Here is a 23173-nt window from a genome sequence, read left to right as displayed (position 1 = left end):
TAAGTGTTGGCGGTATAATAGAATAAAGGAAATATTTATTATTGAACTAACGTACGGGGCAGGTTATTTGAACAAGGCCAATTCAACATAATAATGAAATATACATAAGAGTAGGGGGATTAGAATGGATATTGATTTTTTATTAAACCATCCCGATAAGATAGAAGAAGTTTCTGAAATGATTTATAAGGAATTTGTAGTAAAAACGGGAGGTGGTATGAAATTTGAAGATGTTGTTCAACACTTTTCAAATACTAAAGACAATACATTTCCGATAACACTCGTAGCGTTAGAATACGGGGAATGTTTAGGAACTGTATCAATATTTGAAAACGATTTAAAGGTAAGAGATATGTATAAACCTTGGCTTGCATCTCTATACACGAAGCCTGAGTTTCGCAGTAGAGGTATAGGGCAAGAGTTAGTAGCCAAAACAATAGATATAGCCAAAGAATTGGGGTTTCATGAGCTTTATTTAAGAACAGAAGATACGTCTGATTATTATAGAAATAGAGGATGGACTTATGTTGAAACTGTTTCTGATGATAAATATGAAAAAATTGATGTATTTAAAATGAAGTGTATTTGATTTTATGAAAGATACTTCTTTATCCTTTAACAAACTACATTGCTTAACGTTTTGCACCTCTCAAGAGAACCCGTTATCTAATTAGGCAGTTTTTTTAATTTTATACCCTAACTCGATAGATGAAACCGTCTGCTAGTGTTATAATAAGTGTAGGCAATTTTCAGACAGAATTTGTCAACACGAATTATGGGGGAATTTATTAATGTCGAACGAAGTCAAAGTTATTTTCGAAAGCAACTCAGCAATTGCTGAAAATGAAACAGTAAAGAATTTCGTGAAAAACAGTCCAGCTGGACATTGTTCCGTTTTGCTAAAAGATGAACATTATGTGGTCGTAAAAAATGACGAAAAAACACCGGTAAGTTTGGAAAAGGTTCGTGCGACTGCTGGAAATATTGCACGTGACTTAGCTAGCCGTAAAGTAGAAACAGCATTCGCAGCAGCCGAGGAAATTACAGGAGGCTTTGCAGAATTAGATAAAGAAGATGTTCTTACCGCTTTTGTCGAAGGTTGGAATCTCGGTGCTTATCAGTTTGTTACGTATAAACCAAGCGTTACGCCATTCCGTACTGCGCTAGAAGTTGAAGGGGACGGACAAGTACAATCAGCCGTTACTACAGGAGAAATTCGCGCAGAAGCAACCGCTTTCTCACGCGATCTTATGAATGAAGTATCAAATGTCTTGAATCCAGAGACATTTCCGGAAGTATTGAAAAAACAATTTGAAGGCACAGAAGTTGAAGTCAATGTGCTGGATAAAGAAAAACTCGAGGAAATGGAAATGAACGGTGTACTGACAGTCGGTCGCGGAAGTACATATAAACCGGCATTCGTCGAACTTGTTTATAAAGGAGACGAATCGAAGCCACTCGTTGCATTGGTCGGAAAAGGCGTCACTTTTGATACAGGCGGCATCAGCTTGAAGAGCGGCAAAGACTTAAGCGATATGCGCATGGACATGGGCGGCGCGGCAGCAGTTGCGGGCGCGATGACATTGCTCGCAAAATCAAAAGCGAAAGCGAACGTCGTTGTCTTAATACCAATGGTTGAAAACATGCCGGATAATACTTCTGTTCTTCCGGGCGAAGTAATCACATACAAAAACGGTTTGACAGTTCAAGTAGGAAACACCGACGCAGAAGGCCGTCTGATTTTAGCGGATGCATTGATTCGCGCAGGCGAATTAAATGCGGAGTATATCGTAAACATCGCAACACTGACAGGCGCAGTTGTGAATGCACTCGGAACTGAATTAGGCGGTGTCTTCGGAGACGAGGAACTATCAGCTGAGATCAAAAAAATCGGCGACAAAAACGGTGATTTCATCTGGCCAATGCCATTAGTTGAAGCATATGACAACTCGCTAGATAGCGACTACGCGGACATGAACAACATCAGTTCACTAAGTGTGGCAGGTTCAATTACAGCGGGTCTATTCCTTCGCCGCTTCGTGCCGAAAGAAAGCAAATGGCTGCACGTCGATATGGCTGGCGTCATGGATAAAAGTAAAGCATCCGGCTATTATGCAAAGTCTGCAACAGGTTATGGCGCAAGACTATTAGCTGACTTTACAACATTTGTTTCGAAGTAATAACGGGAGTGCTCAGTCTGGATGGCTGAGCACTCTTTTTTGATTGATGAACACTAATTGTTGTTGGCGTTTGGCAAACGTGAATAATAGTTGACATGAAACCACTTGGTTGTATATAGTTGATGTACAACCAAAAGGTTTCATTTGATTTCTAGGGAGGAAATAATATGTCCACTAATAACAACGAACAATTCGCCGAAGTAGTAAAGAAAATAGTGATCAACGCGCCTATCGAAAAAGTTTGGAATTATGTCGCCACAGCCGAAGGGATCGGTGCATGGTTTATGCCCAACGATATGGAGCCAATAGAAGGAAAAGAATTTATTTTGCAAGCTGGCCCTTGGGGGAATTCTGCATGCAAAGTGACAGAAGTAAACGAACCAAACCGTTTATCCTTCGAATGGGGAGACCAATGGCTCATCACGTTTGAATTAATAGAAGTAGCAGCTGAACAAACGGAAGTAACACTCATCCATGCAGGTTGGGATGAATACAAAGAAACCGAATTCGGTCAATCACATTCAGAAGTTCGCGCACGTATGTCCGGTGGATGGGATGGTCTCGTTCAAAAACTGAAAACAGTAGTTGAGGAATAAATGTCGGAAGAACCACAAAAATACGATGTTTTTCAAGCAATCGCAGATCCGACGCGGCGTAAACTACTCGAACTACTAGCTGAAGGTCAATTGTCGATTGCATCATTAAGCAGTCATTTTACGATGAGCCGAACTGCGGTCACAAAACACCTGGGCATACTTGAATCAGCAGGGTTGGTCAGTTCACAAAAAGCAGGCAGAGAAAAGTTGTATCGATTAGAAGCAAAGCCGTTGCAAACACTAAAGCAGTGGTTAGAATTCTATGAACAGTATTGGGATGATAAATTGGAGAAACTTAAAATGATTGTTGAAGAAGATAAATGAAAGCCAACTAACCGCAGTTGGCTTTTTGAAACTTATTTAGGGCTTGGAACGTAGTCGTAGTAGGTCGGAAAATTAGGAGGGGATTATGTTGAATCGATTAATGAAATCTTCAAAGGGAAAAGTGTTATTTGGTGTATGTGCTGGGATTGCTGATTTTTTCGGAATAAACCTTTTGATTGTAAGAGTGTTATTTATTTTCATCCCAGGATCACTCGTGGTTTATATACTTCTTGCTGCGTTATTAAAAACTGACCCATCGCTTTATTGATTCAAACTGGACTTATTACACAAACGACCATAGCACGCTCGCAAACGACCAAAGCCGGCTTCGAAACGACTAAAGCGCGATCGAAACGACTATAGCTGTCACCCAAACGACTAAAGCCCACTCCAATCCGACCAAACCCATCAAAAAAACCGCGCCACCAACCCGCGCGGTCCAACAATTCACTCACAAACAAGCACTTGCCTCACAAACAATCCTTTTTTCGCTTCACAACGGTCTGAAATCGTAAACCCGACTTCTTCAATCATATGATCAATCGTATCAATCGTCACAACGATAACCCTATCAGCAATTCGACGTGCTTGTCGCAAAATATCGAGCTGATCCTCAGGTGTCGCCTCCGAAAAAATATTATAAGGCATATCAATAATCGCGACATCATAAGTTCCCGAAACTTCTGCAATGGCACCGTGCTCGACATCTCCAGAAAGTCCAAAGTACGCAATATTTTCCTTCGCCGGCTCAATAACAAGCGGGTTAATATCCCGACCGATAATGTCGATTCCCATCGAAAGCGCCTCAACAAGCACATTTCCAATTCCGCAACATGGGTCAATCACTTTTAACCCGTCTGGATTTGGAACCGCAATATTTGCAACAGCTCTAGCAACACGCGTACTCAGCGCAGTAGAATAGCTATGCGGTTTATTCTGATGACGATACCAAACTGATTCGCTCTCAACATACTTCCCGAAATACCAGTGCTCATCCAGCACCAAAAATCCATATACAGTTTCAGGATGAAACAAATCAGGTTCGCCGTTAATCTGCAATCCGATTTCACGCTCGATTTTACGTCGATTCGCATGTTCAATCTTTTTCGTCCCGTCCAAATCCATCGTATTCATGCAAACAACTTTAAAAGTCGTACCCGAAACATCCAGTTGCCCAACTTGTTGGACAAGACTCTCCCAACTATTAGCATCATATAACACTTCAAGCCGCTCTTTCATAAAAGGACTCCGGCTAGGATTGATCTCAACATCGCCTAACAATACATTCGATTTCGAATCAAATCCAAAAAAAGAACGCATTTCTAATTGGCATAAATCGTATTCATCCCCGTGCCGTACATAAGTATAAATAAATTCAGGACTGGTCATTCAGCATCCTCGATTTCCGCAACCATTGAAAAGACGAATGAGTAGATGAGGTCATAAGCATCTAAAAATGTCATTTCTTCATTAAAACCAGCTGCATAACTCAGTGCGAAATTCATATCAAATAAACCATCTTTTCCGGAGAAAGCCACGCTATATTTTCCTGCTTCACCAGATAAATTCGCATCCAAATACTCTTTTATCCGTGATTCATATTTCTTTTTCATTTTCAGTCCGAACATCGCTGTGTAAGTTCCGAACACATCATCAACTTCTAACGAAACGGCATCGACACCGACAAGATCAAATGATTTTGATTCGACGTATAAGAATTCATTCATACGCGTATGCAAATGTTCAATTTTTTCATCCAAAAACTTAGGCGTTTCTACAATTATGAGGGCAACCGTTTCTTTTTCGCATCGCTCCAAATAAGCATCTGAAAAGCGAGAAGCGGCATCCTGTAGAACGACTTCAACACCAGCAGGCAAGAGTTGGTGTTTTTCTGCATATTCTTTTTCTACTTTATGTAATTCGATTTTTTCTGGGTCATTTAGTAATAGCTCTGCTATATATTGTTCCAATTGTTTTTTTAGCATGTAGGTTCACTCCTTATTCTTCCGTAGTCTATCCTATCATAATTTTTCTAGAACGGTCTTCCAATTGAACTGTGACGAATCGAATAATTAATTGTGAGGAATGGAATCGAGAAAATCCACATTTTATGATTAGCAATCAGCGATCCATCCTCAGTTTCTCGTACAAAAAAGTCTTCCTCAATCGGTAATTTTAAAAGCCTTTTCTTTATGGCTAAATAAATCCCGGCATCTGAAGTGGGGGAGTTTAGTTTTTTACTTGTAAGTTGCAAGTCACTCCCATGTTGTATTAAATCCAACGCGCCAATCATTGCTGAAAATGGCAATGGCAAAGCGATATTCATATAAGTACGACCTTCATTTTCATGAATGGAATAAAGCGCGACGAAGGCGGTCTCATGATTAACATTTCGAATCCACGCGCGAACCCTTTCACGACCATCCAGTTTTCCATCAACCGAATGAATCATCCCGGTCATTTCAACTTCTCTTCGATGCAAAGGCAGATTTATTTGTTCCATTTTCCGACTAATTAACTTGTAGACAATAGCAAAAGGCATGAACCAATCATGCCATTTCACACTAGCAAATAATCGGTAATCCACTGTGTTTTCATAGAAATCGACAATCTTCGGCGAAAGCGTATTGGAATCCATTTCGAATACTTTCATATCATCAACAAGTCCGGAGATATCATCGGAATATCCATCGTATAAAAACTTGCCTCGAATCTGACTAACAGGAAATATCGGTGGTGAAAAAGTTGTTTTTGGAACGGACAATGCCCACCCGATAAGGCCAATCATTGCAAATAAAACACAGTTTAGTAAACCATGAAAACGCAACATAAAATCGATGGAAACAGAAATTATTCCGAACCCGTTCCCAAGCGCATAAAACAACGAGAAAATAATGGTCAACCCAAGTGCTGCAAATGAAATTCGAATGAACCATTTTTGAATCCGACTTACAAACGGCGTTTTCCATGTGAGATAAAGTAAACCATATAGACCGACCATATAAAGAATGACTGATAGAAGTTCAATCCACCGTGAAAACGTGATGCCAATGGCGACAACCATCGGAGATGCTATGATGACTGCACAAATAACTTTGTAAAAAGTAGTTTTATAAAGCCTCCCTAAAAACCCAACGAAAATCGGCAATAAAAACGCGGAGTAATGAAAATGAATGCCCGTCAACCACGTGATCAACGGCGTAAATCCAGTGTCGATTCCTGCTATATACGCAAAATACCATCCGCCGCCAAGCGCTAAATACATAAGCCCGCAATCAATCGCAAACTCTTCAATGTTCGTAAAGCCTCTCGTGAAAAATCGAGATAATCCATAAAACGCAATGGTAACTGTGAAAATTAAATATACACCGGCCAAGAGGCCATCCCAATTAGAAACAGTTATTTGAAGTAGCACAACTGAAACATAAGCAGGTATCGCAAAGAAATAATAATACCTCGACAACCAATCACCTGGAACCATCACGAGCCGCAAAGCAATCGGAACATACACCAGTTGCGCAACTGTTAAAAGCAGAAACGGCCACTGGGTTGTGCCGACAATCATCAAAATAATAACAAGCAAACTATGTATAAGCGCAAAATTACGCATCTTCATCGGCATAAAACTTCCCCTCATATGAAAATACGGTTCCGATTAATGGGTTTTCCACATGTACAGTAATTTGATAGCATCCCAGTTCATCCACATATTTCTCCGTCACGGTTGCCAGGCCTTGAAATAGTTTCGGCAGAGGAATTTCAAGTTTTCCTAGAACGAGTCTTTGATTCAAAGAGGTGATCTTTAAATGTCCCTTCGCAGTCACCGTAAACGCCAAGTCGGCATATACGACATGCGGTTCCCCTAAATAATCTTTAATAACGACCCGCTTTTCATCAAGACTCATCAGTGCATTGAAATACCTTTTTTGATTTCCGAAATAAAAAATCCGTTGCCAATGAACATGACTCTCGCCGTCTTCAGTTATATAGGAAGTATTCGTAATTGAAAACGGGATTGATTTTCCGCGTTCGGGAAAAAGTAACTTCCACTTTGTACCAATTCGAAATAGGGGAGAGAGCCATTTTGGACCGCCTTTTATTTCATTCATAATTCCAGAAGCTTTGAAAATAGTGCCTTCCGGCAAGTTGTATCGCTTTTGAAGCATCGGATGCAGCCGTGAAAAATCATTGCCCATTACTTTTTTAAATATAGACATGTTAAACACCTCGTCGTTTTCTAAGACAACTTCTTGCAGACGGAACATCCTTCGATAGCATGAATCCAATCAGCGACAGAATAATTAACGAAAAATTGAACGTCACAGGGTTGAACGGGTGAATCGCTGTTTCAGGAACAGCAACGACCGCTGCAATCGTTAATAAAGGAAACAATATCAGCTGCAATAGAAACAAATGATTTTTTCGACGATAGACAAGCCATAAAAGACCAAACAGCACTTCCAACACGCCGATAATCATCACCGTTAATGTTACCTGACTATCAGAAAAAACATTTCCAACCATTGCAAGTTCTGCGGGATGCATGCCAATAATTTTGGGAATTAACCCCTGGTACATCCATATAAATACGAATGCCAAAGAAATTATATATGTACTGAAAAATCGGATGTACTGGGCGGCGGGGGTCTCACCTTTTTCTAGCCATCTTTTTAACACGTCAAAACTTAACGCCGTTGCCCAGCCGATAAGCGGACGGAAAACAAATTTGTCTGCTATTTTTCCGGATCGACCAAAGTTGACGTCATAATCGTATTGCGTTAAAAATTTGACGGAATCGTCTAGTTGTTCATATTTCCAATATCCGCGTCCTTCTCTGATAGGGGAGAGCTTTTGGTCGGTGCCAAAGTGAAGAGAGGAAGTTCTTTGTTTATCATTTTGATAAGATCCAACACTTTTTCCCCATCCCTCGACTTTATAAAATGGACCAACTGTTCTTGTATAGGTAAATTGTTGGACTTCGTTTTCTTTTTTCGGTAGGTAGGTGATAGAGGAAAAACGAAGATCCCATTGTTCATGCAACTGCGGGTTTTGTGAAGCTTCCCATAGATCATCAAGTTTAGCGTAAATGGGAATTTCAACGTAAATCGGCTTTGGCTTCATACAATGTACCTCCTATTTCCGATCGCTATTGTATACTAATTATAACGAAAACTGAGTATAGAAGTTACCATTTTATTAAATGAATCATAAAATCTATGCTAAAAATGCGCAAAAAAGAGCGACAGTGTTATAAAAAGACGCTGTCGCTCTTCGTTCAATCAATCACGCCATGCTGAATAATTTCTACATCGACATTAAAGTCAACCTCGATTGTCGGATATATCTCGCGCCACTCCTCAATAGTTAACTCTTTTCCTTTTTGAGTTTTTTTATAAAGACGTCCGTAGCCAAAGGGGTCGGTGTCAAGTTTTTGAACCTTAACCAACAGCTTTTCAAAACGATTTTCCATTTCCTTTTTCACTTCTTTTTCCAGCAACGTAATGACCTGCGACTTTTTCAAAACAATTCCTGAAGACTGTTCCAATAAACGCAATTTCAATGTTGTGTCTGTTTGAAAGGCTAAACGATCAATATCCACTATTTTTGTTTTACTATTCCCTTTGTCTATCAGAAACATAATCTGAACCTCTGTTTCTTGCGGCATTCTTTCTCTTTCTTCAAGGTGGTCTTTAAAGGGTTCAAGGGGAAATGAAAATTCAAGCGGGTGTTCTTCTACGGTTCGATCCATTATATTGATTAGGGTTATTTCATCATTGGTCAACTCGCCCACCATCTGATCGCCTTTAAATAACGCAAAGCTAACTAGTTTTGGCGCGTCTTCCTCTATTTCAAAGAGAGGAAGAACATTGTCATGACCGACATCATAGTAAATTCGCAAAAAGTCTTGTAATGTTTTTCGAGGAATATTATGACCGGTCGAATGATTCTCGATCAAGCCGTGTAAAAACTGTCCAATATTCGTCGCAATATTTTCTTCGCTGATTGACAATAATTCTTTTGCAGTTGTTTTACTCACTGATAAATACATCAAATCGGGAACTCGAGCATCTCGCGCGGCTGTATCCAAAAAAGGCAAAATTCCTTTTTCAGCCAGTTCTTTTCCGAATACACTAAGTTTTATCTTACCGGGGGCCAGTTTGTATAAAGCGGAACTTTCAGCACTCTCCAAAGCGCCTTTAACCGTTTTTCCTTTTCCAGTTATCACTTTTGTCATTTCTTTTGCTTCAGGGGTAAATTGAAAAGCGACGACTGTAGTTTCGATCAAGTCATCCTTAGTGTCTAGCCCGCGAGCGTTTATAATCCCGATTTTTTCGATTGCTTGAGTCTCCACACAACTTGCAAGAAGAAAACTAGCCAAGGATACGATGAATATTTTTTTAATATATTTCATTTTGCACTTCCTTTAGATTTCTGACGTTTCTTTTTAAATAAGACGATGGGAAGGAGGAGTAGCGGATAGATAAACACAATCCAAAATCCTATTTGATTAACGAAATCGCTTACCTTCCGAATTTCGAAATCTGTATTAATCGCAGTACAAACGATTAAAGATAAGAATGAAATTATATATAAGGTAGTTTTTTGCGGTATGGCATATAATCTTTTCGTCCCATAGGTAATCATCCACATTAGGAGCACCATCGTTGGAATTGTAACCATCATCCATTCCGCGATGATGAAATAATCAAAGCGCTCCATAAATGAAAAAGAAACCGATTTAAATAAAGACAACACTGGCCAAGTCATCAAATTGAAATCGTTTGGACTATAATAGCCGAGAGAAATAACCGTTGTGATCAGAACAAGAAATGCGGAAATCGATATTCCTATATAGACAGGAAGTTTTGCATCCTTTTTATTTTGGATAAAAGGGTAGAGTACAAACAAAATTTCCAATCCGAGAAAGGAATAAGAAGTTGTTCGGGCACCTTTAAGTAATTCTGTAAAAGAGGCATCGAACATTGGCAGAAAATGAGTGAAATCCATTCGCGAAACCGGGTCATAAAGTAAGACGAAAATCCATGGTGATAGCAAGCTAAATATAAAGACAACCCCTACAACAACACGAATCCCGCCGTTAACGCAATAAACAACTAGTAGAAGTAACAATAAGCCCATAACGAAATTTGGCATCGTAGGAAAGATAAAAACTTGAATGATTTCAATGTAACTCAATAAAACAGAAAGAAATTCCGCCATAAAGAAAATAATGTAAATTGTGCCAAGTATCTTTCCAATCAATCTACCAAAGATGTCGACTTGTATGCCGAAAATATCGGCGTTTTCATATTGATTTAAAATGATAAACATCACCCACGTAATAATGAGCATGTATATAAAAGCAATGATGACTGAAACCCATGCATCTTGACGAGCAGATTCAAAAATATAACGCGGTGTCCCTAAAATACCGACTCCGACTTGGATTCCGACAATTATAAAGGTTAAATAAAAAGCACGTATATTTTGTCCAGGTTTTATGGTCAAATTGACTTTCAATTGCACCACCTACTCCTCAATATCACGTTTTTTATGCGCATCTTGTTTGGAATCACGCGCACGATCCTTTGGTCGATACATAGTGGCACGTTTACTATTTCGGGCGGGCGGTGTGCGAAAGAACACCTTATTGAAATCTTTAATTTTTAATGGATAGATAGGCGTTAAATAAGGGCGCCCGATAGATTTGATTCTGAGTAGATGAATGATTAATAAACAAATACCGAACATGACACCGATAATACCGTAGAAACCTGCCAATATCATCAACGGGAAACGAAGGACTCGAAAAGTTGTCCCAATCACATAGCTTGGTGTCGTAAAAGAAGCGAGTGCGCTCATCGCCACGACGATGATTAAAATATTACTCGTCAGACCGGCTGCAACGGCTGCTTGTCCAATAACGATACCGCCGACAATACCCATTGTTTGTCCAACCTTAGTCGGTAGCCTTGCACCTGCTTCACGCAATAACTCAATCATAAGTTCGATCAGTAATGCTTCTAGAATCGGTGGAAACGGAACAGCCGCCCTAGACTGTCCTATGGAAACAATCAAGGCTGTTGGAATGAGTTCATAATGAAAGGTAACGACGGCGATATAAAGCGGTGTGAGCACAAGTGCGGCAAACGTTGCAAACAAGCGCAGAAGACGAAAAGCAGATGTTGGTATCCATCGCAAGTAGACATCTTCCATGGATTCGAAAAAGCTGAAAAAGTTAGAGGGACCTATAAAACAATTCGGGCTATTTTCAACTAAAACACCGATTTTACCTTCTTTGATTGTATATGCGAGACGGGTTGGTAACTCCGTTACATAAAATTGGGGAAAAATTGTTGTTGATGAATCTTCAATATATATCTTTAATGAAGTACTATCCTCTATTTCATCAACATCCAAATCTTGAATACGTTGACGCATCGTATTGACATCCGCCTCATTCGCAACCGATTTCATATAAATAAGTCGAACTTCACTAGGTATTGCATGACCGACGATAATTTTTTCCATGACAAGATCAGTGGATGGGATAAGCTGACGAATCACATTTAAATTTGTATATAAAGACTCGGTGAAGGAAAGCTGGGGACCAATGACGACTGATTCAATCTCGGGTTTCTCCAAACTGCGTTTTTCTTTTTCGTTTAAGGAATAAGAAACAATCTCCTTTTCTTCTTCAATATAAATGAAAACCTCACCAAAGATGATGTTATTGAATACTTCTTTCAGTGAATTTGTGATTGATCCATTTCCCAGAGGAATTTCGTTTAATACGTCAATACTTGTCCATGGTTCTGAATGACTTATTAAAGGAGTCAATAATGAACTTTCCAACTTATTCGTATCCATTAAATAAGAAATGCCAAATACGGCAATCTTTTTGCCTTTATGTTCGTATACGGAAAATAGTAAATCTTCATCCGAATTATTCTCGAATTTACTTTTAATAATGATTTCCAATTCATTCACTTGTAAAGGAAAGATAGTATTGGTTTTCAAATTGACCTCCTGCTTAAGAAGAGAATGACAATCAGTATGTGGCAAAAAGGAGGGGAATATAACAACAATAATAACAAGATTAATTGTGAAAGTTTCTTAGTTTGGTGATTAATCGAGAAAAACTCATATTGCAAAACTCACGTGATATATGATTATACAAAGTGTTGCATTATCATTCGCGGCGACGGCGCCGGGGGGATCCTTCTTGCTAGTGCCTATCATGCTGGTTGTGTTGAAAATCCCAACCCGAATGACCATTGCCTCTTCACTAGCGATTACGTTTATTTCATCTATTGGTTCAACTATTGGGAAAATCTCAACAGAGCAAGTTGAATATGGCCCGGCGTTTATCATGATCGTGGCAAGCCTGGTCGCTTCACCATTAGGGGCCGAGGTTGGGAAAAGAGTCAACACAAAAGTGTTACAGATTATTTTAGCTTTATTAATTTTAGCTACTGCAGTGAAAACATGGATTGAAATTTTATAAACTTTAGTTGATAAGTGGTAGAATCATCATTTAAAGTAAGCTGCTAAATGGAGCAATGAAAAAAGCCTGATTTCTCCGGATAAATTGAGAAATTAGGCTTTTTTATATTTCCATCCGTGGCTAAATTAGAACCCAAGGATGCTGTGTTCACACCGTTCTTGGGTTATATTTTTTCTACTGTTTAGTCCCCGTCTAAACATTCCTAACATCTAAATACACCTCGATTGTATTGTTAACAACAAACTTCCTGATTTTCATCAAACTTTCACACAGCTTTAGTAATATGAAGGCAAAGATTGAAACAGAGGAGGAACGTCTTGGATAGTGCTCACTTGTCGATTGGTATGAAGATCATCAGTTGGATTATAGGTTTATTTTCTTTTTATTTATTTAGCAATCTGCCACGAACGGAAAAGAAACTTCAATTGGAGAAATTGACCTCGCAACTAATCAACTTCATTCTTTTTATTTGGGTTGGAAAAGTTATTTTAAATTTCTCTATATTCATCAAAAATCCGTTAGTCATATTAGCGTATCCGAGTAATTCTTCTGCATTTTATTTTGCATTTTTTTTGACTGTCATCACAGTTGTTTATAAAAGTAAACGAGAACGTGCTGATATTCTTGGATTATTCGGGGCTTTTATTTATGTGTTTTTGATTTCCTCATTTGCTTACGAGTTCATTCAAATCGTTTGGAATGACAACAGATACTCCCTTGCGTATTTTATTTTATTGGCTGTACTGAGTTTGATCTATATATTTATGCAGAATCGTGTAAGGACTGACCAACTCGCGAGGATCATGTTAATCGGATGGAGTGCGGGAGCTTTAGGATTATCATTTAGTATGCCTTTGATGATGGTATTTGGTTATACCATGCACGCGTGGTTTTTAGTGCTGATGTTATTTAGCAGTATTACAGCATTTATTTTTAGAAAAAGAAAGAAGGTCATTTAATGGGTGGAATTGAATCAGAGACAATGTTAGTGGTAGGCATATTTTTAGCAATGGGAGCAGGAGCGTTATCTTTCTTGTCGCCTTGCGTGTTGCCGATTTTCCCTGCATATTTATCGTATATTACGGGAATCAGTGTGAAAGAATTACAGGGAAATGGAAATGTTAAAATACGGAGTAAATTGCTGAGCCATTCCCTATTTTTCTTATTAGGCGTTTCTCTTGTTTTTATTAGTTTGGGCATCGGTGCTTCGTTTTTAGGCCAGTGGATTCAAAGACTTTTGATAGGGGATTCGGGGTTGCTCATACAAAGGTTAGCTGGAATATTCATTATTTTCATGGGGCTTTTCGTTGGAGGATGGATTAAGATCACAGCCTTAATGAAGGAAAAGAGATTCCAGTCATCGAAAAGACCTGTTGGCTATTTAGGTACATTTTTTGTTGGGGTCGGTTTTGCGGCAGGGTGGACACCTTGCATTGGTCCTATATTTGGCTCTATTTTATTTCTAGCGGCAAGTAACCCGGGGCAAGGGATGATCTATACAGGGATGTATGTAGTTGGTTTTGCACTGCCATTCTTGCTATTAACTTTCTTTCTTGGTTCGACAAAATGGATTGTTCGTCGTAGTGAAGTGATTATGAAAATAGGTGCGGTCATTATGATTATAATGGGGCTTGTTTTGTTTACGGGTCAGATGCCTCGAATTACAGAATTTCTTCTGGATTTGGTTCAAGATACATGGTTTGAAAAATTGGGATAGTAATGGAGGGATCGCTTGTGAAAAAGTGGGTTTTAGCAATCGTTATTGTTGGAATGCTAGGTTTGGTCGTGTATGAGTATGTGCTGGCTCCTAGTGCGGGGAGTACTGTTGAAAAATACGACGCTGATACAGGTAAAATAGGAAATCGGAAAGGCGATACGCCGCTTGATTTTAAACTGACGACACTAGAAGGTAAGACTGTGAAGTTATCGGATTTTAAAGGTGAACGTATTATGCTAAATTTCTGGGCTACTTGGTGTCCGCCGTGCAGAGCAGAAATGCCTGATATGCAAAAGTTTCAAGCAAACAACGATGTGTTGGTTCTAGCCGTCAATTTGACCGATACTGAATCAGACCCTGCAAATGTTCAAAAGTTTATCGATGAGTACGAGTTAACTTTCACAGTCCCTTTAGATGAAGAATCTGAAGTGGCGAATCTATATCAAATCGTCGCTTATCCAACAACGTTTATGATTGACTCAAAAGGTCGTATTCAATTTGTGATGATGGGCGCAATGAATTATGACATGATGGTGCAGCAGTTTGAAATGTTAGAGTAACACTATAGTGTCATATAGACTACTAGTGAGGTGATTCGAATGCAAGAAACAATTATGATTGTTGAAGACGATGAAATGATTCGAAATCTAATTCGCATATATTTAAAGAAAAGTGGTTACGGAGTAGTGGAGGCAAATGATGGAGAAGAAGCCAAATCCGTTTATTTAGAGCATTTACCCTGCTTAATCATATTAGATTTAATGTTACCGAAAGTAAGCGGGGAAGAATTTTATGCATGGCTCCGTGAACGGGATCAACATGATGTTTCAATTATTATGCTTTCAGCCAAAGCACGTATTGACGATAAAATTACGGGTCTAAACTTAGGCGCAGATGCTTACATGACAAAACCATTTGACCCGAACGAATTAGTTGCACAAGTAGAGGCTGTGCTGAGGCGTACGGATCATTTTTGTCAAAAGATTGTACGTGAGGGATTATGTATTATGCCAAGAAAGGGAGAAGTATTACTGTACGGCAATGAAATAAAATTAACAAGATATGAGTTTAATTTACTTTATTATTTTATGCAAAATCCCAATATCGTTTTATCACGTGAACAACTGATTAACCAGATATATTCGCACAATGATGATACGGTAATGGATCGGACGATTGATGCACACATAAAAAAACTTAGAGAAAAAATTGAAGATAATTCTGCTAGACCAACCCGTGTTGTAACTGTTAGAGGAATGGGGTATAAATTTGTCGCGAATAAGTAAGTATCTAACTTCGCTCATCCCCTCTGGTTTTCTCTGGCGACTCAGTATTTTGAATATCGTTGTGCTCGTAACTGCCACTGCTTTTAGCGGATGGGCAATTTATCACACAGCTTGTTTTCTAGCAGCTGGAGTCGGGAATTTAGATGCACAAGGACAAAGACAATTCAACAATACGCTTTTGAATTATATATGGATATTTATGATTACAGCAGCTATTATAGGAAGCATCTTTCATTTCTATGTGATGAAAAAGCTTATCCAACCAATTCGAAAACTCATTCAATCGACAAAGCAAATGAAACTTGGAAACTACCCTGAGCCTATAAAAATTTCCCGAACGGATGAAGTAGGGCAGTTAATCGAACAATATAATGAGCTTTTAGAACAGTTGCAAAAGAATGAAGATCATAGAAAGAAATTAGTTAGTGATTTGTCTCATGAAATTAGGACGCCGTTAGCTAATTTAAGTGGGTATTTACAGGCGTTAAAAGATGAAGATTTAGCAGGGAATGCAGCATTATTTACTGCGCTTTATGAGGAATCAAATCGTTTAACTCAAATGATTGACCAACTTGAACAACTAAAAGAGTGGGATTATTTAACAGAACAAGCAATCGTTCAAAAAAAACCATACGAAATAGAAAAGTTATTGCATCAAAGTATCGCAATGTTTACTCGGAGATTCGTAAAGGAAGACATTCAAGTTCAAGTAGAGACGGAGCCATATGAGCTAAATATTCATGTAGAGGGCATTCAACAAGTCATTAGTAATCTACTAGATAATGCAGTCCAATATTATGAAGGTACGGAGCCCATAATATTGAGCGGCAAAAAGCGAGAAGAAAATTACTGTATTTCTATTAAAGGACCTAGTAAACCAATCCCAGAAGAAGAGAGAGAAAATATTTTTAGACGTTTTTATCGACTCGATTCTTCACGCAGTCGGATGACTGGGGGATCGGGATTAGGTCTGGCTATTTCAAAAGAAATTGTCAAACGTCATCATCAAGGCAAAATAGGTGTAATAACAACTGATAAGCAGAATATATTTTGGGTTTCATTGCCACTAAAACACTCGTGAAAGTTAATACCTGCACGAGTGTTTTTGTTTGATAAAATTGAAGCAGGATTATGCCGCGATGTCATTCAGGTTGCAGGTTGTCATTATTGTAGGTGATAGGCTTCTTCTAAAGTATCATTCCATGTGAATTAATCGATATAATGAAAATAGTATTGCAAAATTCCACGACACTCATTATAATACAATATATTGCATAAACATTCACACCACGAGAAGGGGATTTTACAAAATGGAACATATGGGATTGATATCATTACTACCGCCGCTAATCGCAGTCATTCTAGCGATGATTACTAAAAACGTTATTATTTCATTATTTTCAGGGGTCTATATCGGGGTATTAGTTCTCGTTGGTGGACGTCCGTTGGAAGCGACGATGGAAACAATCGGAAGTTATTTATTCCCGCAAGTTGCTGATAGTTACAATGCGGCTGTGTTAGTTTTACTATTTTTCATTGGCGGATTTGTCGGGCTAATGGAGAAATCGGGGGGCGGGGCGGCGCTTGCCGCAAAAGCGACAAACTTCATTAATACACGAGCCAAAGCGCAAGTGGCCGCATGGTTTGGCGGCATTATTATTTTCTTCTCTGATTTGGGGACGCCGCTAATCGTTGGACCCGTATTTGAAAAGATTTTCGATAAAGCAAAAATTTCACGAGAGAAACTCGCTTGGATCATTGACTCTACTTCTTCGCCAGTCGCGGTGCTTATCCCGTTTATTGGCTGGGGCGTATACATTATGGGGTTAATTAAACAAGAGTTTGATCTATTAAAGATTACGACGTCAGAATTCAGTACATTAGTAAGTGTGATTCCATTTCAATTTTACGCAATTTTAGTCGTCTTAATGGTTCCACTCGTAGCATTTACAAAATTGGATTTTGGTCCGATGGCAAAAGCGGAACGCCGTATTCAGACGACAGGCGCTCTTTATTGGCCCGAATCAAAACCGCTGAGAAGAGCAGAAGAAGACGTCGAAAATAAAACCGAAAGTCATGCAATACTCATTTGGCTACCACTTGTCGTTTTATTCGTGACATTATTCGGTTTGTTAATTTCGTTCGGATTCCCGATGACACCGGTTGCGGGGAGCGATTTCAGAGTTTCGTTGAGTTCGGCTTACTTTTTCGCAGCCATTACCATTGTCATCCTTATGCTCATTTTTAAAGTGAAGAAATTCGGTGAAATCTTCGATACATATACGGCTGGAATGCAGAAAATGGTATATGTCTCTGTTACGCTTGTATTGGCATGGGCGCTCAGTCAAGTCATTAATGAAATGGGCACTGCCGAATACATCGTTGAAATCACAAAAGGAAATGTTCCAGCATTTATCATCCCAGCGATTTTATTTGCAGTTGGGGCGGGAATGTCGTTGGCTGCAGGTTCCTCTTGGGGAACATTCGCCATCATGTTGCCAATCGCAATTCCGATGGCGGTCGCACTCGATGCGCATTTATTAGTTTGTATCGGTGCTGTACTTTCCGGTGGCATATTCGGGGACCATTGTTCACCGATTTCAGACACGACGATTTTGTCTTCAACAGGCGCGGGAGCGGATCATATCGATCACGTTAAAACTCAGTTTCCTTATGCTTTAGTGAGCGGAATCATCGCGTTTATCGGGTACGTCGTGGCAGGAATTACAGGAAGCGCGCTTACATTAATCTTAGCAATTGTTCTTCTATTTGCTGCCGTTTTTATATTATCGAAATTAAATGCAAGAAAATACAACAAAGAGGTGGGCGTTTAAATGAAACTTTGGGGTGGAAGATTTTCCAGTAAAGCACATGAAATCATGGAGCAATTTAATACATCATTGCCAGTCGACAAAAGACTCTATCAAGAAGATATCGCAGGGAGCTTGGCGCATGTGACGATGCTCGTTCATAGCGATTTATTGACTGCAGATGAAGGCGAACTTTTAGTCAATGGTCTGAAAGAAATTTTAGCGGATATCGAATCCGGGGAATTAAAAATCGAAGGTAATTACGAAGATATTCACTCATTTATCGAAGTGAATTTAACCGAACGAATCGGCGAAACAGGTAAAAAACTTCATACCGCACGTAGCCGTAACGACCAAGTCGCGGTGGATATGAGACTTTATGCGAAAAACAAAGCAAGCGACGTTATGGACTCCCTTCAACAACTGATTGTGTCGCTCAATCAGAAAGCGGCAGACAATAACGTCATCATGCCGGGCTACACACATTTGCAACGTGCCCAAGTCGTGACGTTCAGTCATCATCTCGGCGCCTATGCGCAAATGTTTGCTCGCGATAAAAAACGTATCGAAAACGCGATTGAGATTTTAGATGAAAACCCGCTCGGATGCGGTGCTTTGGCAGGAACAACGCATAATATCGACCGCGACGTAACCACCTCATTATTAGGATTCACGAAACCTGTCGATAACTTCTTGGACGGAGTCAGCGATCGTGATTATTTATTGGAATTAATGTCCGATTTCTCGATCATTATGATGCACTTAAGCCGATTAAGCGAAGAACTCATTTTATGGAGCAGCCAAGAATTCCAGTTCATCAAAATGGATGATGCGTACTCAACAGGCAGCAGCATCATGCCGCAAAAGAAAAATCCAGACGCTGCGGAATTAATTCGCGGAAAAACGGGGCGTGTTTATGGGTCGTTATTTGCTTTACTGACAACGTTAAAAGGGTTGCCGCTTACGTATAATAAAGATATGCAAGAAGATAAAGAACAATTTTTCGATGCACTCGATACAGTGATGGATTGTTTAGAAATCATGTCGAAAATGATTGATACGCTTCATGTCAACGCGGATAAAATGAAAGAAGCAGTTAAAGCGGGCTTCTTGAATGCTACGGAAGTTGCCGATTATTTGGTGAGTCGAGGAACGCCTTTCAGAGACGCGCATGGAATCGTCGGACAACTCATTATTTACTGCGAAGAACACGGTAAAGCAATCGAGGATTTGACGCTTGTGGAAATGGCGAAATTCAGCAACACCATCGGAGACGATATTTACGAGTACATCGATTACGAGAATTTATTGACAAAAGGGAATAAAGGCTTGATGAAAGAAGTTTTAAGTTAAACATACTATGACCAAGGACCAATCCTTTGAAGATTGGTCCTTTTTTGCGTGGGACTTTCTGTCGAATTGTTAGAAAATAGGGTTTATTGTATTTTGTTAGGGGTAAATACATGTAAATATGTCGAACTGCGGCCGAAGCACTTCTACATATTAGAATTATATAAGGGGGTTATATAGTTGGTTAAGAGGCGAGCAATTTTATTATTGGCTGCCCTCTTTCTGATGCTTTCAGGATGTGCCGGCTTCAAGACTGGGACTGTGAGCCAGAAAGAATCGGACGGGAATGAGAAAGTGAAAGTCGATTTTTGGATATTTTGGGGGTCGGAAATTAGACGACCTGTTGTCGAAAAAATTGTCGAGGATTTCAATCAATCGCAAGATGAAATTGAAGTCACACATACCTTTGTCCCATGGGGCGATATTTGGACAAAAGAATTGGCAGCGATTGCAGCAAAGTCACCACCTGATGTAGTAATCAACGATATCAACGCTACCGCTTTGCGCGGACAAAAGAATCAAGCGATGAATTTATCGCAGTTCCTTGAAAAAGATGATATCTCTGTCGATTTCTATCCGGAGCTGTGGGAAGCTACTTTACACGAAGGTGATTCTTACGGCATTCCTTTCAATACGGATACGAGAATCCTTTATTATAATAAAGACGCTTTCGAAGAAGCGGGTCTAAATCCGGAGAAACCGCCTACTACGTGGGAAGAACTGGAAGAGTATGCCGCGAAATTAGATAAGAAAGACGGCGATACATATGAACGCATAGGTTTTTATCCGCTTTGGGGAGTCGCTTCGGATGTCTGGATGTTGAATGCTGACGGCATGAATTATTTTGACAGCGAGGGAGAGGTCAAAATCGACACGGATGTGAATCGGGATACGCTTGACTGGCTGGTGAAATGGCGTGAACGGTACGGAGATAACACGATTAACGCCTATCAAGCACAGATTGATAGCCAACAAGGAAATCCATTCTTCAATGGAAAACTTGGCATGTTCGTTAACACACCGACTTTCTACACGCAGATTCGCGACTACGCACCAGATTTGAATTTCGGGGTAGCAATGCTTCCTGAACGGACAGAAGGCAGCGGTCATACGAGTTGGGGCGGTGGATTCGTCGCGGAAATACCTGAAGGTTCAAAGAATGCGGAGGAAGCATGGGAATTCATTAAATATTTGACGGGTGCAGAAGCTCAAGAATATTGGGCAGTGAAAAACTTCGATAATGTCGCCAATATTGAGGCGGCGGAAAATGCCGCAAAGAGCGAAGAGATGTCGGAAACCGATCGCATGGTGTACCAAATGGCCGTAGACAATATGGATCAAACGCTATTGACGCCGGTTCCGGTAAATGCGCCCGACTTTATCAATCTGATTAACCCTGAACTTGATGCAGTCCTGCTTGGGAAAAAGTCTTCGGCAGAAGGATTGCAGGCAGCGCAGTCGGCAGTGGAAAAACTAATAGAAAAAAATAAGTAATTGATTATTAGGTGTTGCGAGGGGAGAAGTATTCTCCTTGCAGCAAGGGGGGAAGATGAATGGCTAAAAAGAAGCCGCTACATATTCGAAGAGAAGGAAGGCAAGGATACATATTCATCCTTCCTTGGCTCATTGGGTTCGTCGTATTCACGGCGGGCCCGCTTCTATTTTCATTTTTCGCTAGTTTTACAAATTACGACATTACTTCGCAGATGGATTTCATCGGATTTGCCAACTATGAACAATTGTTTACGGGTGACCAACTTTTTTGGACATCTCTTTATAATACACTTTACTACGTACTTTTTTCGGTACCGCTGACGACGCTAGGGGCGATCTTTTTGTCGGCTCTTTTGAATCAAGACGTACCCGGTTTACGTTTCTTCAGGACGGTTTATTATTTGCCCGCGATTCTTTCGGGCGTGGGGGTTTATCTTCTATGGATGCAACTTCTCGAGCCAGGATCCGGAATGGTGAATACCGTCTTGGCTTGGTTCGGAATTGCAGGACCCAATTGGTTATTCGATCCATCATGGACAAAACCTGCTCTCATATTCATGAAGCTATGGGGAGTGGGCGGCGGAATGCTCCTCTATTTGGCGAGCATGCAAGGCGTGTCTCGGAGTCTTTATGACGCTGCTGGAATTGACGGAGCGGGCAGATGGAAACAGTTCTGTTACATTACGATTCCAATGATTACGCCAGTAATTTTCTTCGACATGGTCACAAGCCTAATCGGCGGATTCCAAATTTTTCAAGAGGCATACGTGATGTCGAACGGGGAAGGCGGACCGGTCAATTCCATGCTGTTCTACAATTTATATATGTGGAAAAAAGCATTCGAGTCATTCGATATGGGTTACGCCATGGCCATGTCATGGATTCTGTTTGTCATCGTTTTTATCATTACAATCATCAACTTGAAGCTTGCTCCTCGTTGGGTTCATTACGAAGGGGAGGATAACTGATGAAAAATATCGATGCGAATCAAGAGAAAGGAAGTTATTTAGATAGTGTCTATAATAGACGCAGAATATTTACATTGATCAATTTCGTTCTTCTAGCGGCCGGCAGTCTGCTGATCTTGTCGCCACTTTGGTGGATGCTCTCGACCGCATTGAAAACCATGCAAGAAGTGATGACCTATCCACCTTCCTTTTTCCCTTCGGAATGGAATTGGGAAAACTTTGTCAAGACTTGGCAAGCTGCGCCGTTCGATTTGTATACGGTGAATACGGTCACAATCACCGTCATCGTGGTGTTCGGAAGTGTTTTTGTCAATTCATTCATCGCATATGGATTTGCAAAAGTTCCGTTCAAAGGGAAAACGATTCTGTTTGGAATTGTTCTTTCGACGATGATGATTCCGGGATTCGTGACGCTCATTCCGCAGTATGTCTTGTTTGCGAAGCTCCAATGGGTCAATACCTATTATCCGCTTGTCGTACCGTCCTTTTTCGGCAGCGCCTTTTTCATCTTCCTGCTCCGCCAATTTTATATGACGATTCCGAATGAATTGGTCGAGGCGGCAAAGATGGAGGGAGCCAGCCATTTTTACATATGGTGGAAAATCGGCATTCCGCTAACGAAGCCGGCGATGGCGACTGTCGCCGTATTCTCCTTTAACGGCGCATGGAACGATTTTCTCGGGCCGCTGCTCTACTTGAATGATGAAAGTTTATATACATTACAACTGGGTCTCCAAGTATTTAAAGGAGAGATGAATACGCAGTGGAACTATTTGATGGCCGGCTCATTATTAGTCCTTCTGCCCGTCATTCTGTTATTCTTCTTTTTCCAGAAGTATTTCATTCAAGGAATCAATCTACAGTCGGGAAATAAATGATTTTTTTAGGTGTGGGATGTATGCTGAATCGTTTTTCCTTAGGGAGAATGATTCTGGATACA

General features: G+C 40.1%; 25 protein-coding genes. 16 read left to right on the top strand and 9 right to left on the bottom strand.

Translation table 11 applies throughout. The features are described 5' to 3' along the window. Window positions 1-124 precede the first annotated feature (124 nt). The 5 genes from JSQ81_RS06195 (at window position 125) to JSQ81_RS06175 (ending at window position 3368) form a co-directional block, all read left to right on the top strand. The gene (locus tag JSQ81_RS06195) at window positions 125-589 is read left to right on the top strand and encodes a GNAT family N-acetyltransferase (RefSeq protein ID WP_212606833.1); all 465 of its coding nucleotides are present in this window, start codon (window positions 125-127) and stop codon (window positions 587-589) included. A 202-nt stretch (window positions 590-791) separates the two neighbouring features. Beyond that, window positions 792-2180, top strand: a complete 1389-nt coding sequence (locus JSQ81_RS06190) for a leucyl aminopeptidase family protein (protein WP_212606832.1) — start codon at window positions 792-794, stop codon at window positions 2178-2180. A 167-nt stretch (window positions 2181-2347) separates the two neighbouring features. Next, entirely contained in the window at window positions 2348-2776 is a 429-nt protein-coding gene (locus JSQ81_RS06185; protein ID WP_212606831.1) for an SRPBCC family protein, read from the top strand. Continuing rightward, window positions 2777-3100 (top strand): ArsR/SmtB family transcription factor, encoded by a 324-nt coding sequence (locus JSQ81_RS06180; RefSeq protein WP_212606830.1) that lies wholly within the window; start codon window positions 2777-2779, stop codon window positions 3098-3100. It begins immediately after the preceding gene. 85 nt (window positions 3101-3185) lie between these two features. Continuing rightward, the gene (locus tag JSQ81_RS06175) at window positions 3186-3368 is read left to right on the top strand and encodes a PspC domain-containing protein (protein WP_212606829.1); all 183 of its coding nucleotides are present in this window, start codon (window positions 3186-3188) and stop codon (window positions 3366-3368) included. A gap of 1 nt (window position 3369) precedes the next feature. Here JSQ81_RS06175 and JSQ81_RS06170 read toward each other — a convergent pair whose 3' ends face one another. From JSQ81_RS06170 to JSQ81_RS06130, 9 genes are all read right to left on the bottom strand, one after another. Beyond that, window positions 3370-3561, bottom strand: a complete 192-nt coding sequence (locus JSQ81_RS06170) for a hypothetical protein (RefSeq protein WP_212606828.1) — start codon at window positions 3559-3561, stop codon at window positions 3370-3372. Further along, window positions 3548-4489, bottom strand: a complete 942-nt coding sequence (locus JSQ81_RS06165; protein WP_212606827.1) for a TRM11 family SAM-dependent methyltransferase — start codon at window positions 4487-4489, stop codon at window positions 3548-3550. The genes JSQ81_RS06170 and JSQ81_RS06165 overlap by 14 nt, the downstream gene beginning before the upstream one ends. Next, on the bottom strand, window positions 4486-5085 hold the full coding sequence (locus tag JSQ81_RS06160) for a branched-chain amino acid aminotransferase (RefSeq protein ID WP_212606826.1): 600 nt from the start codon (window positions 5083-5085) through the stop codon (window positions 4486-4488). The genes JSQ81_RS06165 and JSQ81_RS06160 overlap by 4 nt, the downstream gene beginning before the upstream one ends. A 47-nt stretch (window positions 5086-5132) precedes the next feature. Beyond that, window positions 5133-6722: a YndJ family protein gene (locus tag JSQ81_RS06155; protein ID WP_249336657.1), complete on the bottom strand. Its 1590-nt coding sequence runs from the start codon at window positions 6720-6722 to the stop codon at window positions 5133-5135. Continuing rightward, on the bottom strand, window positions 6703-7317 hold the full coding sequence (locus JSQ81_RS06150; RefSeq protein WP_212606824.1) for a DUF4166 domain-containing protein: 615 nt from the start codon (window positions 7315-7317) through the stop codon (window positions 6703-6705). The genes JSQ81_RS06155 and JSQ81_RS06150 overlap by 20 nt, the downstream gene beginning before the upstream one ends. 1 nt (window position 7318) lies before the next feature. After that, window positions 7319-8221, bottom strand: coding sequence for a DoxX-like family protein (locus JSQ81_RS06145; protein ID WP_212606823.1), 903 nt, complete (start codon window positions 8219-8221; stop codon window positions 7319-7321). A 154-nt stretch (window positions 8222-8375) separates the two neighbouring features. Next, on the bottom strand, window positions 8376-9512 hold the full coding sequence (locus tag JSQ81_RS06140) for a Ger(x)C family spore germination protein (RefSeq protein ID WP_212606822.1): 1137 nt from the start codon (window positions 9510-9512) through the stop codon (window positions 8376-8378). Beyond that, window positions 9509-10627 (bottom strand): GerAB/ArcD/ProY family transporter, encoded by a 1119-nt coding sequence (locus JSQ81_RS06135; protein WP_371812539.1) that lies wholly within the window; start codon window positions 10625-10627, stop codon window positions 9509-9511. Before JSQ81_RS06135 ends, JSQ81_RS06140 begins: the two co-directional genes overlap by 4 nt. Before the next feature lie 3 nt (window positions 10628-10630). Beyond that, window positions 10631-12121 carry a spore germination protein gene (locus tag JSQ81_RS06130; protein WP_212606820.1) on the bottom strand — a complete coding sequence of 497 codons (1491 nt, stop codon included), beginning with the start codon at window positions 12119-12121 and terminating at the stop codon, window positions 10631-10633. Between the two features lie 148 nt (window positions 12122-12269). On the opposite strand from JSQ81_RS06130, the gene JSQ81_RS06125 reads away from it, so the two are divergent. The 11 genes from JSQ81_RS06125 to JSQ81_RS06075 all read left to right on the top strand — a co-directional run bounded on the left by JSQ81_RS06125 (window position 12270) and on the right by JSQ81_RS06075 (window position 23111). Next, a complete protein-coding gene (locus JSQ81_RS06125) occupies window positions 12270-12608 on the top strand; it encodes a sulfite exporter TauE/SafE family protein (RefSeq protein ID WP_256437729.1) in 339 nt (112 codons plus the stop codon). Between the two features lie 317 nt (window positions 12609-12925). After that, window positions 12926-13567, top strand: a complete 642-nt coding sequence (locus JSQ81_RS06120; RefSeq protein WP_212606819.1) for a hypothetical protein — start codon at window positions 12926-12928, stop codon at window positions 13565-13567. Then, the gene (locus tag JSQ81_RS06115) at window positions 13567-14325 is read left to right on the top strand and encodes a cytochrome c biogenesis CcdA family protein (protein WP_212606818.1); all 759 of its coding nucleotides are present in this window, start codon (window positions 13567-13569) and stop codon (window positions 14323-14325) included. Before JSQ81_RS06120 ends, JSQ81_RS06115 begins: the two co-directional genes overlap by 1 nt. A 17-nt stretch (window positions 14326-14342) precedes the next feature. Next, entirely contained in the window at window positions 14343-14885 is a 543-nt protein-coding gene (locus JSQ81_RS06110) for a TlpA disulfide reductase family protein (RefSeq protein ID WP_212606817.1), read from the top strand. Window positions 14886-14924: 39 nt separating this feature from the next. Beyond that, window positions 14925-15611: a response regulator transcription factor gene (locus tag JSQ81_RS06105; RefSeq protein ID WP_212606816.1), complete on the top strand. Its 687-nt coding sequence runs from the start codon at window positions 14925-14927 to the stop codon at window positions 15609-15611. Between the two features lie 49 nt (window positions 15612-15660). Continuing rightward, window positions 15661-16692 carry a sensor histidine kinase gene (locus JSQ81_RS06100; RefSeq protein ID WP_249336656.1) on the top strand — a complete coding sequence of 344 codons (1032 nt, stop codon included), beginning with the start codon at window positions 15661-15663 and terminating at the stop codon, window positions 16690-16692. A gap of 229 nt (window positions 16693-16921) precedes the next feature. After that, entirely contained in the window at window positions 16922-18445 is a 1524-nt protein-coding gene (locus JSQ81_RS06095) for a Na+/H+ antiporter NhaC family protein (protein WP_212606815.1), read from the top strand. After that, window positions 18446-19774: an argininosuccinate lyase gene (argH, locus tag JSQ81_RS06090; RefSeq protein WP_212606814.1), complete on the top strand. Its 1329-nt coding sequence runs from the start codon at window positions 18446-18448 to the stop codon at window positions 19772-19774. It abuts the gene before it with no gap. Window positions 19775-19951: 177 nt separating this feature from the next. Then, entirely contained in the window at window positions 19952-21265 is a 1314-nt protein-coding gene (locus JSQ81_RS06085; protein ID WP_249336655.1) for an ABC transporter substrate-binding protein, read from the top strand. A gap of 59 nt (window positions 21266-21324) precedes the next feature. Next, a complete protein-coding gene (locus tag JSQ81_RS06080) occupies window positions 21325-22233 on the top strand; it encodes a carbohydrate ABC transporter permease (protein ID WP_212606813.1) in 909 nt (302 codons plus the stop codon). Beyond that, window positions 22233-23111, top strand: a complete 879-nt coding sequence (locus tag JSQ81_RS06075) for a carbohydrate ABC transporter permease (RefSeq protein ID WP_212606812.1) — start codon at window positions 22233-22235, stop codon at window positions 23109-23111. Before JSQ81_RS06080 ends, JSQ81_RS06075 begins: the two co-directional genes overlap by 1 nt. Window positions 23112-23173: the final 62 nt, after the last annotated feature.

Source organism: Sporosarcina sp. Marseille-Q4063 (assembly GCF_018309085.1).
GTDB lineage: Bacteria > Bacillota > Bacilli > Bacillales_A > Planococcaceae > Sporosarcina.
This window is presented reverse-complemented; position numbering and strand designations above follow the sequence as displayed.